General features: G+C 70.8%; 12 protein-coding genes and 2 pseudogenes. 8 read left to right on the top strand and 6 right to left on the bottom strand.

Annotated elements, in window-relative coordinates:
• Nucleotides 1–41 precede the first annotated feature (41 nt).
• Both GFH49_RS41470 and GFH49_RS12875 read right to left on the bottom strand, forming a co-directional pair.
• Nucleotides 42–389, bottom strand: a pseudogene (locus GFH49_RS41470) (YdeI/OmpD-associated family protein); the annotation flags it as partial.
• A gap of 289 nt (nucleotides 390–678) precedes the next feature.
• Nucleotides 679–1131 carry a hypothetical protein gene (locus tag GFH49_RS12875; protein ID WP_155055990.1) on the bottom strand — a complete coding sequence of 151 codons (453 nt, stop codon included), beginning with the start codon at nucleotides 1129–1131 and terminating at the stop codon, nucleotides 679–681.
• Between the two features lie 235 nt (nucleotides 1132–1366).
• On the opposite strand from GFH49_RS12875, the gene GFH49_RS12870 reads away from it, so the two are divergent.
• Complete coding sequence (locus tag GFH49_RS12870; RefSeq protein WP_155055989.1) at nucleotides 1367–2623, top strand: hypothetical protein; 1257 nt, start codon at nucleotides 1367–1369, stop codon at nucleotides 2621–2623.
• Nucleotides 2624–3059: 436 nt separating this feature from the next.
• Here the strand turns inward: GFH49_RS12870 and GFH49_RS12865 are convergent, their stop codons facing one another.
• Nucleotides 3060–5207, bottom strand: a complete 2148-nt coding sequence (locus tag GFH49_RS12865) for an ATP-binding protein (protein WP_155055988.1) — start codon at nucleotides 5205–5207, stop codon at nucleotides 3060–3062.
• 182 nt (nucleotides 5208–5389) lie between these two features.
• Here GFH49_RS12865 and GFH49_RS12860 point away from each other — a divergent pair, with 182 nt between their 5' ends.
• The 3 genes from GFH49_RS12860 to GFH49_RS12850 all read left to right on the top strand — a co-directional run bounded on the left by GFH49_RS12860 (nucleotide 5390) and on the right by GFH49_RS12850 (nucleotide 7730).
• A complete protein-coding gene (locus GFH49_RS12860; RefSeq protein ID WP_155055987.1) occupies nucleotides 5390–5992 on the top strand; it encodes a DUF998 domain-containing protein in 603 nt (200 codons plus the stop codon).
• Between the two features lie 164 nt (nucleotides 5993–6156).
• The gene (locus tag GFH49_RS12855) at nucleotides 6157–6891 is read left to right on the top strand and encodes a hypothetical protein (protein WP_155055986.1); all 735 of its coding nucleotides are present in this window, start codon (nucleotides 6157–6159) and stop codon (nucleotides 6889–6891) included.
• A 155-nt stretch (nucleotides 6892–7046) separates the two neighbouring features.
• On the top strand, nucleotides 7047–7730 hold the full coding sequence (locus GFH49_RS12850) for a sigma-70 family RNA polymerase sigma factor (protein ID WP_196217962.1): 684 nt from the start codon (nucleotides 7047–7049) through the stop codon (nucleotides 7728–7730).
• Here the strand turns inward: GFH49_RS12850 and GFH49_RS12845 are convergent.
• From GFH49_RS12845 to GFH49_RS12835, 3 genes and pseudogenes are all read right to left on the bottom strand, one after another.
• Nucleotides 7722–8224 (bottom strand): annotated as a pseudogene (locus GFH49_RS12845) (transposase); the annotation flags it as partial. The gene GFH49_RS12850 and the pseudogene GFH49_RS12845 overlap by 9 nt on opposite strands.
• Nucleotides 8223–11195 carry an FAD-binding and (Fe-S)-binding domain-containing protein gene (locus tag GFH49_RS12840; RefSeq protein WP_155055985.1) on the bottom strand — a complete coding sequence of 991 codons (2973 nt, stop codon included), beginning with the start codon at nucleotides 11193–11195 and terminating at the stop codon, nucleotides 8223–8225. The gene GFH49_RS12840 and the pseudogene GFH49_RS12845, both read right to left, overlap by 2 nt.
• Before the next feature lie 63 nt (nucleotides 11196–11258).
• Nucleotides 11259–11762 (bottom strand): MarR family winged helix-turn-helix transcriptional regulator, encoded by a 504-nt coding sequence (locus GFH49_RS12835; protein ID WP_155055984.1) that lies wholly within the window; start codon nucleotides 11760–11762, stop codon nucleotides 11259–11261.
• Nucleotides 11763–11904: 142 nt separating this feature from the next.
• On the opposite strand from GFH49_RS12835, the gene GFH49_RS12830 reads away from it, so the two are divergent.
• The 4 genes from GFH49_RS12830 to GFH49_RS12815 all read left to right on the top strand — a co-directional run bounded on the left by GFH49_RS12830 (nucleotide 11905) and on the right by GFH49_RS12815 (nucleotide 14756).
• The gene (locus GFH49_RS12830) at nucleotides 11905–12417 is read left to right on the top strand and encodes a YceI family protein (RefSeq protein WP_155055983.1); all 513 of its coding nucleotides are present in this window, start codon (nucleotides 11905–11907) and stop codon (nucleotides 12415–12417) included.
• Nucleotides 12418–12652: 235 nt separating this feature from the next.
• Complete coding sequence (locus tag GFH49_RS12825; RefSeq protein ID WP_196217969.1) at nucleotides 12653–13036, top strand: cell division protein SepF; 384 nt, start codon at nucleotides 12653–12655, stop codon at nucleotides 13034–13036.
• Between the two features lie 98 nt (nucleotides 13037–13134).
• Complete coding sequence (locus GFH49_RS12820; protein ID WP_155055982.1) at nucleotides 13135–14400, top strand: AAA family ATPase; 1266 nt, start codon at nucleotides 13135–13137, stop codon at nucleotides 14398–14400.
• A complete protein-coding gene (locus GFH49_RS12815) occupies nucleotides 14397–14756 on the top strand; it encodes a nucleotide pyrophosphohydrolase (protein ID WP_155055981.1) in 360 nt (119 codons plus the stop codon). Before GFH49_RS12820 ends, GFH49_RS12815 begins: the two co-directional genes overlap by 4 nt.
• Nucleotides 14757–14777 lie beyond the last annotated feature (21 nt).

Below are 14777 nucleotides of genomic sequence, written 5' to 3'. Positions count from 1 at the left end.
TCGGCCGGGACACGACGGGCCGCACCTGCCTCGGTGAGTGGCTATCGGCCCGCTTCGTCCCGGAGCGACGGCAGAGCGTTCTGGACGTCCCGGAGCGATGCCACGGCGTTCTGGATGCGGCGCCGGCGCGTTTCGGGCTTCTTCGCGCTGTCGACGGCGAGGACGTGCTGCCGCTTGCGGCCCTGGGGCAGGCGGTCGTAGGCCTCGCGGGCGGCCGGGTCGGCGTCCAGAGCGCGGGCGAAGTCCTCGGGCTCGACCACGAGACGGGGCCCGGCGTCGAGCTCCAGCCCGACCTCGACCTCGTCTCCGGTGTCGACGCCGGCGGCCCGCCGGTTGGCGTTGCTGAGGCCGAGCAGACAGCGGCCCCGCATGATGGCGACCCTGCTCTTCCACGTGTGGCCTTGACGCTAGCCGCACCTCGGTGACCGGCGCTTCTTGAATCCTGATCGTGGTGTCCCCGGCGTATTTCTCGTGATCGGGGTTGCGGTGTGCCGACCGAGCGAGCGTGGGTGAGCCGCTCGCCGTGGCGGTAGGGGACGACGAACCGGCGCCCGGCGTGGCCGCGCAGAACGGGGGCAGTGGGTAGCCGCCGTGGTCGCTGGTCGTCTGGGCCAGAATGACGCCGTCGATCGTGCTGACGTGGCGGATCCTCAAGGCGCCGATCGCGAGCGCCGTGCCTCACTGATCCGGAGCCGCGGCCCCGGAGCTGTGGATGGTCAGATTCGAGAAGGACTGCCCCTGGAACACAGGGCCGTGCTGCGCGCCCCCGGTGATGCTGTTGTGTACCGCACCCGCCTCGCCCGTCTCATCGCTGCCAGCGGCAAGGGCGAATTCCTCGACGAGGGACCGGAGTTCGTCGGCTGCGTCGGGATCCTGCTCCAGAAGACGGCGCAGCCGCAGCAGTACCATCGCCGTGACGTCGGCGGTGAGTGCCTCCTCGTCGGCTGCTCCGGTCGCTGCTGCCAGTGCGTCGCGGGACTCGCCCAAGTCCCCCTCCACGGTTGCCGCTTCACCGTCGCGAGCGAAGAGCCGTATCACACGCTGCTTCGCCTGCTCCCACGTCTCGGTGACCAGGAGACTGACCACCGTCGTCGCTCCGGTTCCCGCGAGAGTCGCCAATTCCGCGTCCACAGCGCTCCTTCGGCTCTCCGCCGCCACTGGCGTGCGGAACTCCATCCACTGTTCAGCGGGATCCCGGGGTGGAGACAGGGGCGCATCGGAGCGTGAGGGGCGCACAGGGCGGTGGTTTCGCAGGAATGCAGGATTCCTGCAAGCCGGCCATCCAGCCCCCGGGGCAGGCCATCGTCAACGGCTGCGCAGGACCGCGGCCGAGAAGGCATCGAAGAAGAACCGGGGGACGACGACGATGAGCGTGACAGTGACCGAGCCGCACTGGCGACATGTGCCGGTACGGCCGGACGTCGAGCGCTGGGCCACCCGCAGGACTCGCAGGCGCGTCCTGGTCGTGGTGCACACCGTGATCGCCGGGCAGCGGTTGCTCGACACGGTACGTCTGCTGGAAGGCGACATCAGGGTGCAGCTCTTCTTCACCCAGGCACCCGATGTGTTCGGCAATGGTGTGGCCGAGTTCCTGGACCGGCTGGGAGGCCTGGTCATGCCGTGGAGCCAGGCGGTGCAGACACATTTCGACCTCGCTCTGGCCGCCAGCCACGGCAGCCTCCACGAACTGCACACCCCTGTGATCGTGCTCCCGCACGGAGCCGGCCACAACAAGCTCACCCCAGCCGGGCGGCCCGACCGGCCGGTGGCGCAGCGCGGTGTGTACGGTCTCAGCAGGCAGCGGTTGGTGCGAGACGGCGCGGTGGTGCCCGAGGTCATCGTGCTGGCCCACCATGAGGAACTGACCAGGCTCGGCCGTGAATGCCCCGAAGCACTGCCGGTAGCCGAGGTGGTCGGCGACCCGTGCTTCGACCGCATCGGCGCCAGCCTTCCCTTTCGGGCGCTCTACCGGAACGCCCTCGGGGCCAGGGCCGGACAACGGCTGATCCTCGTCTGTTCCACCTGGGGACCCGACTCACTTCTGGGGCAGGGCTGGGAGGTCCTGGAACGGCTGGTCGGCGAACTGCCCAGAGACGAGTTCCGCATCGCCGCACTCCTGCATCCCCATGTCTGGAACGCGCACGGAGCCTGGCAGGTCCGGGCCTGGCTCGCCGGGCTGGGGCGCTCGGGCCTGAGCCTGGTCAGTCCGTACGGAGACTGGTCCGGAGCGGTCGTCGCCGCCGACTACATCGTGGGAGACCATGGCTCAGTCACCCTCTATGGCGCGATGACCGGGGTGCCCGTCCTCATGGCGGGGCGGCCCGACGCTGACGTGGATCCGGGTTCTCCCCTCGCCGAACTCATGTCCTTCGCACCGCGCCTCCGCGGAGACCGTCCGCTGCGCCCGCAGCTCAGGCGGAGCCTGGCGACGTGCCGTACACATCGATACGAGCGGGTGGCGTCCCGCATCTCCTCGGAACCGGGCCGGTTTTCCCGCAAGATGCGCGCACTGCTCTACCGCAAGCTCCGCCTGCGGGCCCCCGCCCTCCGCACAACGACGGAACCGGCACGTCTCCCGATCACGGTGCATTACGACGAACCTGGCAGCGTGGGTGCGCCGTGACGACGTTCGTAGCCGTGACGTCCGCTCTCCGTGGCACCGAGTCACGCGGCCGGGCACGCAGAGTCTGTTCCGTACTGCTGGACCCGGCCTCCCGTACGGTGACCGTGGACGAGCATGTCCGGGTCAGGCTTCCATCGCGCGGGCGCCTGGCTCTGCTCGCCGACGTGCTGATCGAGCAGGGTACGGGAGCGCAGAGGGCCGCCGAGACAGCCGCTGCCCATCCGGGGGCACTGGTGGTGGCTGTCCATCACGGCTCCCGCTGCTGGCTCCGGTTCAGTCCGGACGGGGTCCTGCTCGAACTCGTGGCCCAGAGCGCCGGGGGCCCAGAACGGCCCGAGGAACTGTGGGCGGCCCTTGCCTCGTTCGCCCATTCCTGGCTGGTGGCAGGCCTGCCTACGGCGGAGTTCAGCTTGGTATCGCCGCATCCCCCGCAGACTCAGGCCTCGGATCCGCCGCCCTCCAACCGCCGGAGGCGGCGGCGCGCGGACTCCGCTTCCTCCGATCGGGACCGGTCGACGGAGGCGTAGAGCTCCAGCGCCTCTCGGTAGTGGTCGCGGGCGGTGTCTGCGTCGCCGCGCCGCTCGGCGACCCCGGCCAGGCCGCCGACGGCGCGGGCCATCTCGTATCGCGCCGCCATGCCGCTCAGCGTCGTCAGGGCGGACGACAGCTGTTCCCCTGCTTGATCGAGCCGGTCCAGGGCGAGAGACGCGTGGCCCAGGAGCGTGGCCGCGCGTGCGGCGTTGTAAGAGTCGCCTTCCTGGTGAAGCGTTGTGTTCGCGGTGCCGGCGTGGTGGAGCGCCGATTCGGCACGCCCCATGGCCAGAGCGGTGTCGGCGAGGTTCAGCCGGGCCAGTGCGCCGGCCCGCCGGTCGCCGTGTTGCGGCAGTTCCTCGGCGGCGCGTCGGAACTGGTCGATGGCCTCCTCCAACTGCCCGAGCCGCTGCAGGGCGAGCCCTCGGTAGTTGAGCGTGCGGGCGTGCCCGAGCCGGTCGCCGGCGTCCAGGTAGAGCCGCGCCGCGCGTTCGAACATCTCCAGGGCACGGCCGTGGTTCCCGGAGCCGAGCTGCCCCAGCCCACCGGAGGTGAGCATCCGGCCTTCGGCTGCCGTGTCGCCCAGTTCCCGCGCTGCCGCGAGCCCTTCCTCGTGCGCGGTACGCCAGTCGTCGTAAAACTTGCGCCGCAGGAAGAGAGGCCACAGTGCGTCGGCCAACTGCCAGGCGATGGCCGGGAAGCCCGCGGTGCGAGCCTGGCGGACCACGGCCATCACATTGGCCAGCTCCCGTTCCAGCCAGTCCAGGGCGGCCTGGGGGTCGCGGCCAGCATTCGCCGTGACCACCGGACCGGCGCCGTAGTCCCTCCTCATGGTGCGGTGCTGAGGATCGATGATCTCCTCGGCCCGCGTGGCGCTCGCCAGGTAGTGGTCGGCGATGCGGCGCAGGGCCGTCTCGCGCTGCTGCGGTGGTTCGTCCTCCTGGGCCTTTGTGGTGGCGTGCAGGCGTACGAGATCGTGAAAGCGGTGGCGTTCGTCTCCGGCGTCCAGGAGCAGACTCGCGTCATGCAGCATTTCCAGTAACCCCACCGCGTCGCCTTCGGCCCCGTCGGTGCAGAGTGCGGCAGCCACCGTGCTGCCGAACTCCGGGCCGGGGTGCAGCCCCAACAGCCGGTAGAGCCGGGCGGCCGCAGGCGGGAGCGCCCGGTAAGACAGGTCCAGGGCGGCCCGCACATCGTGGTCGTCGTCTATCGCCAGCGCCTCCAGCCGGCCGCGCTCCTCGGCGAGGGCGCGCACCATCGTGGTGATACGGCGCTCCGGTCGCGCCGCGAGCCGGGCACCGGCGACCCGTACGGCCAGCGGCAGTCCGGCGCACAGCTCGACCAGAGTGCGTGCGGCATCGGGCTGCGCCGCCACCCGGCCGTCGGACAAGGTGTCCGCGAGCAGTTCCACCGCCGCTTCGGGGGCGAGCGGCTCCACATGGAGGGGGAAGCAACCGTCAACGGTCAGTCCCGGCAGCCGGATGCGGCTGGTCACTGCCGTCACGGTTCCGCCCGCGGGCAGCAACGGCCGTACCTGGGCCGCGGTCGCGGCGTCGTCGAGCAGCACCACCACACGCCGGTTGGCGGTTACGGATCGGTACAGCGCCGTCCGTTCGGCGAGCGTCGCGGGAACCTGTTGTACGGAGACACCCAGAGCCCGCAGGAAGCGCCCGAGCACCTCGCCGGGGAGCGCCGGGCCGTCGGGGGACTGGGCGCCGAGGTCCGCGTACAACTGGCCGCCCGGAAAATCGGGGCGCAATGTGTGCAGCCAGCTCAGGGCGAGGGTGGTCTTCCCGACCCCGCCGAGACCGCTCACGGCGGCCAGCGTGGGCCGCTTCTCCCGGGTGGCGCGGGACCGGTGCCGCTCCAGTGCCGCCAGCTCTCGCGATCGGTCGACCATGCGTACGGAGGGCGGAAACTGCCAGGGCGTCTGTCCGACGGGCTGCACCTCGGAGTCGATGCGGATACCGCCGTAGACCGCACCGGCCTGGATGGTCGCGCCGTGCACGGTACCGCTCAACTCGTTGCTCGACCCGAACTCGTGACTCCGCACTCATGGCCCCCAGCGGCATGTAAGTACCGATTTCCTGGGTGGATCATTTCCGTACATGTGATCGATATCCATGGGGGCAGCTTCTGACGTAAGCGGTTGACGCAGACGATTGACGCAGGGTGCCGTTTTCGTCGTCTGCGTGTACGCGATACGGGAAGAGTGGTGCGTTTTGCGGTTATCTGATGCGACTTGTTCCGTGGTGGGCCCTGCTTTCGTCGGGGTGTGCGCCTTTCGTGCTGATCGGTGGCTGGACGATCGCGGCGCTGCTCGAAGGGCCCGCCTATGACCCCGTCACCCAGACGATCAGCGTGCTGGCGGCCTACGGGGCGGCGGGGTTCTGGGTGATGACCGGGGCACTGTTCACGCTGGGTGTCTGCCATCTGCTCACCGCCTGGGGCCTGCGGCCGGCCGCGTTCGCCGGGCGGGTGGCGCTGGGCGGGGGCGGAGTGGCGGCGTTGGTGGTGGCGCTGGTGCCGCCGCCGAGCAGCGGGGGCTCGCTGCGGCACGGTTCGGTCGCCGCGGTCGGCTTCACGCTCCTGGCGGTGTGGCCGGTGCTGGCCGCGGTGCGGGGTGCGCCCGCGCCATGGGGTCTGCGGCCGCTGCCCTCCATCGCGGCGACCGCGCTGATGGTTCTCGCCGCACTCTGGTTTCTGATCGAGATGCAGCAGGACGACGGTGTCATCGGGGCCGCCGAGCGCCTGGTGACGGCGATCCAGTCCCTGTGGCCCTTCATGGTCGTCGCGTCCTGTGTCCGGCACCCCTACGGCGATCGGCCTCCGGACTGACCGCGACCACGCGTTCGTCTTCACCGCCACCGTGGCCGGAAAGCAGCCCCTGGAGCGGTCATGGTCGTCGTGGCGTGGATCACACGCCTCGGGGCGAGTGGCGGAACGGGTCGTATCCGTACCCAGGCATGTCGACGGACGTCAGGATGCGAGGATGAGGCGCCATGGCGGCAGGGTGGTGTTCTCGCACAGTACGGGCCGCGGTGTTCGCGGCCGTCTGTGTGCTGCTCGCCGCCCTGGGCCATGCCCTGATGTCCGGCGCCCAGGTGCCCGCCTGGACGCTGGCCGCGGGCGTGGCCGGCACCGGCGGCGTCGGCTGGTGCCTGGCAGGTCGTGAACGCGGCCTCGCCCTCGTCGTGACGGTCGTGGTCGTCACCCAGGCCGCACTGCACCAGGCGTTGTCGTACGCGCAGTCGGTGAGCGGCGTGCCCTCCATGCACCAGGACATGGGCATGAGCCACATGGGCATGAGCCACATGGGTATGGCTCACATGGACATGAGCCACATGGATCACATGGGAGCTATGGCGTCGGACTCCATGTCTTCCATGTCCCCCATGCCTCCTATGTCCTCCACGACGTCCATGGCGTCCATGGCATCCATGGTCTCCACGTCCATGAGTGACTCGTCGTCCCTCGGCATGCTCGCCGCCCACCTGCTCGCCGCGTCGCTGAGCGGCCTATGGCTGGCGTACGGCGAACGGGCCGCCTTCCGCATCCTGCGCGCCGTCGCCGGATGGTTCGCCGCCCCGCTGCGGCTGCTGCTCGCGCTGCCGACCCCGCCGCACCACCCGCGCCCCAGCGTGCGCCGCCGGCGCTCGGAGCGGGCGCCGCGCCTCCTTCTTCTCATCCACGCGATCACTTCTCGGGGTCCGCCCCTGGGGACCGCTGTCATCTGAAGACAGACAGCCAACCGGTACCCGAGGCCGCCCGTGTGCGCCTCGGGCCTCGGTCGTACGTCCGTGAAGAGCCGTACGGCCGTATCCCCATTGACCGGGCCGCCGCACCCGCGTGCGTCGTCGGTCCGATTCCGGATGACCGAGAAGGACTCCAGGTGATCACTCCTGCCCTGTCTCACTCGCGCGACAAAAACGGCGGAACGGAAGTCGTCGACGAAACAACCCTCGACGACTCGATAACCGCATGGGCGCTCGCCGCTCGCGGTGGAGACCCGGCCGCCGTCGAGCAGTTCGTCCGCGCGCTGCACCGCGACGTCCTGCGGTACGTCGCTTATCTCTGCGCCGATCCCCAGGCGGTCGACGACCTGGCGCAGGACACGTTCCTGCGGGCGCTCGGCAGTCTGCACCGGTTCGAGGGCCGTTCCTCGGCCCGCTCCTGGCTGCTGTCCATCGCCCGGCGCGCGGTGATCGACCGCCTCCGGTACGCCGCCGCCCGGCCCCGACTGTCCGACGTACCGGACTGGCAGCTGGCGATCGAGCTGGCCCAGCCGCAGGACCTGCCCGGGTTCGACGACGGCATCGCGCTGCTCGACCTGCTGGCGGGGCTGCCGGACGAGCGCCGGGAGGCGTTCATCCTCACCCAGTTGCTCGGACTGCCGTACGCGGAGGCGGCCGAGGTGAGCGACTGCCCCGTGGGGACGGTCCGTTCACGGGTGGCCCGCGCGCGGGCGACGCTGATGGATCTGCTGGCGGAGACGGAGACGGAGACGGAGACGGAGACGGAGACGGAAGCGGAGGCCGAGGTGGAGGCGGAGGACGCCGCGTTGGTGGCGGCGTAAGCCGGGGGAACCCCTCCGGGAAGGCTGTTCGCCGCGGATCGATGAACCTGAGCCGCGGGTCGCCGGGGCAAGACCCGCGTAAGCGGCGAGTTGGCCGGCGGTCGGGAAAGTGCTGCCGTCGCCGACCTCGATCAGGATCCTTCCGGGCTCCGGTCCTGACGCCGACTCCCGGCATCGACGTCAGGACCTTCGAAAGAGGGGGAGCTGCCTTCAGCAGTTCCCCGATCCGCCCGGCCAGCGGCTGGCGACGGTCAAGCCCGGCCGTCAGTGAGGCGGTGAGGCTCGGGACGATCAGAGCGGCAGCCTCGGTCCCCGGGACGGTCACGTCTGCTCGTCCAACGCGGCGAAGATCTGCTCGGCCAGCCGCTCGGCCAGCCTCGGCGCCTTCGGCCGCAGCAGGGTTGTCAGCCGGGGTGCTGCAACCGCGGCCCCAGCGCCCTTTCCAGCGGCGGGTGGATCTGGGTGAGCAGGCCGAGCAGCCGGTTCGCGGCCCTACCTCCGAGGCAGTCCCGACGCCAGCAACTCCGCCAAGTGCACCCCCTCGTGCCCCCCACTGTCGAACTCATGGATCTGCGTACGGCAACTGAACCCGTCCGCCAGCACAGCCGTACCGGCATCCGTCTCCCGCAACCGGGGCAGCAACACCCGCTCCGCGCAAGCCTTGCTGACCTCCAAGTGCCCCTGCTCAAAGCCGAAGTTGCCGGCCAGACCGCAGCACCCGGACTCCAGCCGCTCGGCTTCGACCTCTGCCCGTCGGAGCAGTTCCCGGTCTGCGTCCCAGCCCAGTACCGCATGCTGATGGCAGTGCACCTGGACGAGCGCCTCCCGGCCGGGCAACTGCGGGGGCTCGTAACCGGGGGAGTGCTCGGTGAGCAGTTCGGCGAGGGTCACGGTCTGCTCGCGCAGCCTGCGTACGTCCCGGTCACCGGGGAACAGCTCCGCCGCGTCCGACCGGAACACGGCGGTACAGCTCGGTTCGAGACCAACGACCAGACCGCCGTCGCGGACGTGCCCGGCGAGACGGCGGACGGTCCGCCCGAGCGCCCGTTCGGCGGTGCCGAGCTGCCCGGTGGAGATCCATGTCAGCCCGCAGCACAGCGGCTCGCCGGGCAGCTCGACCCGCCAGCCGGCGTGTTCCAGCAGACGGACGGCGGCCTGACCGACGTACGGGTGGAAGAAGTTGGTGAAGGTGTCCGGCCACAGCAGAACCGTCCCGCGTGCCCCATCGCCGTACGGGCCGCGCCGGGCGAACCACTGCTGGAGTGTGCGCCGGGCGAACCGGGGCAGCTCCCGTTCCTCGGCCCCCGCGAGGGTCACGGCCGCCTTCGACAGCGGTGGCAGGCGCGTGAGGGAGTTGACCACCGGCCCCAGCCGTGCGCGGCCCACTGCCTGCGCGACGACGGGCAGCCAGCCCAAGGCCAGGTCGGAGCGCGGCCTGCGCCAGGGCCGGCCCGCGTAGTGGTGGGTGAGGAACTCCGCCTTGTACGTGGCCATGTCGACGTCGGCCGGGCAGTCGCTCTTGCATCCCTTGCACGCCAGACACAGGTCGAGGGCGTCCTTCACCGCCTGCGAACGCCAGCCGTCCCGGATCGCGCCGTCCCCGTGCCCGTCGAGCATCTCGAACAGCAGCCGGGCCCGCCCGCGTGTGGAGTGCTCTTCCTCCAGGGTGACTTGATAGGAGGGGCACATCACCGTGCCGCCCTTGTTGGTGAGCCGGCGGCACTTGCCGACGCCCACGCACCGGTTCGCGGCCTCGGCGAACGACCCGCCGTCGTCCGGGAAACGGAAGTGCAGATCGCGTGGGTCGTACGGTGCCCAGTCGCCGCCCAGCCGCAGATGCTGGTCGAGTCCGTACGGCGCCACGACCTTGCCGGGATTCATCCGGTCCCGCGGATCGAACACGGCCTTGAGCCGGCCGAACGCCTCGACCAGCTCCTGCCCGAACATCCGCGACAGCAGCTCGCCCCGGCTCTGCCCGTCCCCGTGCTCCCCGGAGAAGGACCCGCCGAACTCGGCGACCAGGTCGGCCGCCCGCTCCATGAACCGCCGGTAGGCGGCCACACCGTCGGCGGAGTACAGGTCGAAGGGGATCCGGGTGTGCACGCAGCCCTGCCCGAAGTGGCCGTAGCGGCTGGGCCCGGTGTCGCTGCGGTAGCCGAACTCCTCGAACAGGTCCTGCAGTCGGCGCAGATAGTCACCGAGCCGTTCGGGCGGTACGGCTGAGTCCTCCCAGCCCTCGAAGGTGTCGGGACGGTGCGGGACGTGCGCGGTGGCGCCGAGCCCGGCCTCGCGGACCTGCCACAACTCCTCCTCACGGTCCGGGTCTTCCACGAACGCGACCTCGGGGTCGTGCTCGCTCTCGTCCAGCGCGTCCAGCATGCGATGCGCCCGCTGGTCGGACTCCTCAAGCGTGTCGCCGCCGAACTCCACCATCAAGTAGGCCTTGCCTTCGGGCAGTTCGGAGATCGCCTGGGGATTGAGGTGCTTGAGCTGTTCGTCACGGATGAGTTTGGAGTCGACGCCCTCCAGCGCCATCGGCTCGTACGGCAGGATGTCCGGCACCGCGTCGGCGGCGCGCTCGACGCTGGTGAACCCGAGCACGACCAGCGTCCGTTCCTTCACCACGGGCACCAGCTTCAGCTCCGCGCGCACCACGGTGACGAGCGTGGACTCGCTGCCGACCAGCAGTCCGGCGATGTCGAAACCGTTTTCCGGCAGCAGCGAGTCGAGGTTGTAGCCGGAGACGCGGCGGGGAATGTCGGGGAAACGGTTACGGATCTCGTCGGCGTAGGTGTCGCGCAGGGCGCGCAACTGCCGGTAGACCGCCGAGCGGAGGTCGCCGTGCCGCTCGATCCCGGCGTACTCCTCGTCGTCGGCCGTGCCGCACCAGAAGCGCGTGCCGTCGTAGAGGAGCACCTCCAGACGGGCGACGTTGTCGACGACCTTGCCGGTGGCCTGGGCGGTGGCGCCGCAGGAGTTGTTGCCGATCATGCCGCCGATCGTGCAGTTCATGTGGGTGGCGGGCTCGGGTCCGAAGCGCAGCCCGGTATCGGCGAGTCGCCGATTGAGGTCGTCGAGCACGATGCCGGGCTGGACGACGCAGGTGCAGGCGTCGATGTCCACGGACTCAAGGCGGTTGCAGTACTTCGACCAGTCGATCACCACGGCCGTGTTGGTGCACTGCCCGGCCAGGCTCGTCCCGCCGCCCCGGGACAGCACGGGCGCGTCGTACTCCCGCGCGACCGCAACCGTTTCCACGGCCGCTTCGGGAGTACGGGGGACGACCACGCCGATCGGGGTCTGCCGGAAGTTCGAGGCGTCGGTCGAGTACGCGGCCCGGCTGCCGGCGTCGAACCGCACCTCCCCGTCGACGCGTGCGCGCAGCGCCTCCTCCAGGCCACCGCCGTCGACCGGCGGCGCTGCCTCTCGGCGGGTGACGGGTGCGGGCAGGTCGGACACGGCCATGGAGCGCTCCTTCGACTGCGGTCGGCAGCCGGGTACCCCGGGCTCAGCGGGACAACCAGGAGGTCAGCGCCCCTTCGGCTCCTCGACCAGGTCGGGTACCAGTCCGCACATCGCCTCCCGCTGGGCGGCCCCCATGAACTGGGCGAGAGCCTCCTTGACCGTTTCGGCGAGGGCGCCGGAGGCCTCCGACAGCAGGCGGCGGGCCTTCTCCGTGAGGGCTACCTCGATGCCCCGCCGGTCGCCGCAGACCGAGCTGCGGGAGACCAGGCCCGCGTGCTGGAGGCAGGCGATCTGGTAGGTCAGCCGGGTTTTGGGTCGGCCCAGGAGTTCGGCGATCCGGGTCATGCGCAGACCCGTCTCAGGCTGCTCGGCCAGCAGGCACAGGACCAGGAACTCGTCGTGGGAGACGTCCAGGCTCTCCTTGACCACGGTCCGCAGCCGCTGCTCGACGGCCCCCGTCGCAGCCAGCAGCACCATCCAGGCACGCAGCTCCGCGGGCAGCAGTCCGCCACCCTGCGCAGCGGGGCATTCGGGCAGGTCGCCGGGGTGTGCGTCGGAGTCGGCCATGGATTCGAGTGTACCGGTTGTCCATTTTTGGACCAGCCACTTGTTCAGATTTGGATAGTCGGTTAGCGTGAGGTCATCCAAATTTGAAGCACCAGGAATATGCCAAAGCATCAGGAATATGTCAGGGAAGCAGGGAGCGATCATGACCGTCGCCGTGGAAACCGGACTGTGGCCACTGGACACCACCGCATCCAGCGTCGCCCTCCAGCACAAGACGATGTGGGGCATGGTCACCGTGAAGGGCACCTTCGGTGCCGTCACCGGTCAGGGTGAGGTGCGCCCCGACGGGTCCGCCGTCGGCACCGTCACCCTGGGCGCCGCCTCCCTGGACACCGGCCACGCCAGGCGCGACACCCACCTGCGATCCGCCCACTTCTTCGACGCCGACCACCACCCCGAGATCACCTTGGCGGTCCGCAGCGCCGAACTCCGCGACGGCGACAAGGTCCACGTCGTCGGTCAGTTGACCGTGCGCGGCGTCAGCCGGCCCCTTTCCTTCACCGCGCGCCTGATCGGCTCGGACGCGGATTCGCTCACCCTGGACGCGGAATTCTCCATAGACCGGGGGCAGTTCGGCATGACCTGGAACCAACTGGGCATGATCCGCGGTCTCGCCACCGTCTCCGCCACGCTCCGCTTCGTCCGCGCCGCGTAAGCGCTCCGCTGGGGGCCGGTGCGTCGGCTGCGGGTTCGTTGCGGCTGGCCGCTCCCCCAAGCACATGAAGTGCGCGCGAGCACGGCGAGAAGGTGGCGAACCGGCAGGATTCGAGCAAGGGTGACGCTCGTCATGTGCCGGGCGCGGGCCGTGTCGCGGTTGGGCCGAACGGGTGGCGTGGCGTAAGAATTGGCCGGTGCAGGCATTGAAGGCGAGTCAGTTCGGGGGGAAGCCGGTGAACGGTCACGACGTCACCGATGAACAGTGGGAGGGGCTCGCCCAGGTCGTACCGCTGCGGGGCAGGGACGCCTGGCCGTCCGCGGTGGACCACCGTGCGCTGCCGGACGCGCACACCGAACCGCGCCGCCGGTTCGTCGTCCTCCGGGTCAGTGTCTTCGGCGACGCCCGCGAGGTCGCGGAGACGCTGATGGCGGGCGTCCCGGTGCTGCTCGACCTGACCGGCGCGGAGACCGAAGTCGCCAAGCGCGTCCTGGACTTCAGCACCGGCGTGGTCTTCGGCCTGGCGAGCGGGATGCACCGCGTCGACCGCAATGTGTTCCTGCTGACACCGCCGGGCACCGAGGTGAGCGGGCTGATGGAAGGCGTGGCCGGCCCCTGAGGCCGCGGCGGTCCCTGTGGCCGCGCCGGTCCCCCGATCGTAGGAAGCCGAGCCGGGCGTAACGGTTCGGCTGCCGGACGGAGTCCTACGGTCCGGATATGCCCGCGTCATCCGCGTCATCCGCGTCATCCGCGTCATCCGCCTCGTCCGCGTCCCCATCGCCCGCGTCGTCCGCGTCACCGGGGACTCCCAAATCTTCGGAGTCCCCCTCGTCCCCGACCCCTTGCGCGCCCGCGACCGCCGGGAACCGGCCCGACCGGCCCTGTCTCACCGAGTTACGGCTGTCGGCGTTCGCCGGGCACCGGCGGGCCGGGTTTCCGCTCGGGCCGCTCACCCTGTTCGCCGGTCGCAGCGGCTGCGGGAAGACGAGCGCGCTCAGGGCGTACGAGGCACTCGCGCGGCTCGGCGGAGGGGCCGAACTCGGTGAGGTGTTCCCCGATCCGGTCACCTGCGTGCCCGAGCGCGCCCGGCCCGACGCACAGCACCGCCGCGGCTTCCGCATCGGCTGCACGGCCGACGGACCCGAGGGCCCGGTCCGGCTCGACGTCGCCGTCCAGGCCGAGCCCGAACTGCGCATCGTCGGCGAGCGGTTGAGCGCCGAGGGGCTCGTCCTGCTGGAGACCGCCCTGCGCGACCCCGGACGCCGTGCCGTACAGGCCGCCTGGCACACCGCCGGATCGGCGCCCGTCACCCGCGCCCCGCTGCCGGACGACCGGCTCGGCACCGCGCTGCTGCCGCTGCGCGTGGCCGGGAAGACGGACGGGCAGCGCCGCGTCCTCGCCGCCGCCGAGCAGATGGTCGTCGCCCTGCGCTCCGTCTTCGCCTGCGACCCGCGGCCCGACCGTATGCGCCTGCCCGTGCCGCTCGGCTCCGGCCGGCTCCTCCGCGGCTGCGACAACCTCGCCGACGTCCTGTGGCGCACCCGCACCGAGTGCGGCCGGCGGCACGCGCAACTCGTCGTGGCGGTGCGCGCCGGATGCGCCGGACCCGTCGCGGACGTCCTCGCCGAACCCGTCGGCGACGGCACGGTCCGCGCCGTACTCGACCGGGGCGACGGCCTGCGCACCGCCCTCGAACGGCTCGGCGACGGCGAGTTGAGGCACCTCGCCCTGACGCTGGTCCTGCTCACCGGGCCCGGCGTCCTGGAGGTCGACCCGGCCGGAGAGGTGCCCGCGGCGATGCAGACGCTCACCGTCCTCGCCGACGGACTCGATCACGCCCTGGACCCGCGGCAGCGCGCGGGGCTGCTGCGGCTGGCGGCGCGGATGTGCGAACGCGGGCACATCCGCCTCGTCGGCGCGGTGAGCGACGCCTCCTGGGCGACGGGGGCGGACGGCGTCACGGTGGTACACCTTGACGCGTGACTGACGACCTGGACCTGGCGAAACTGCAGCACAGGCTGGCCGAGTTCGCCGCCGCGCGGAACTGGCAGCCGTACCACACTCCCAAGAACCTCGTCGCCGCGCTCAGCGTGGAGGCCGCCGAACTCGTCGAGATCTTCCAGTGGCTGACGCCCGACGAGTCGGCCCGCGTCATGGACGACCCCGGCACCGCGCACCGTGTCACCGACGAGGTCGCCGATGTGCTCGCCTATCTGCTTCAGCTCTGCGAGGTCCTCGGTATCGACCCGCTGGCCGCGCTGGAGGCGAAGATCGACCGGAACGAGCGGAGATTTCCGGTGACGGGGGAGCGGAGCGACGAGGATACCGGAGGGACTTGACCGCTCCATTTTCACTCTACG

Origin of the sequence: Streptomyces blattellae (genome assembly GCF_009709555.1) — a bacterium.
Taxonomy (GTDB): domain Bacteria; phylum Actinomycetota; class Actinomycetes; order Streptomycetales; family Streptomycetaceae; genus Streptomyces; species Streptomyces blattellae.
This window is presented reverse-complemented; position numbering and strand designations above follow the sequence as displayed.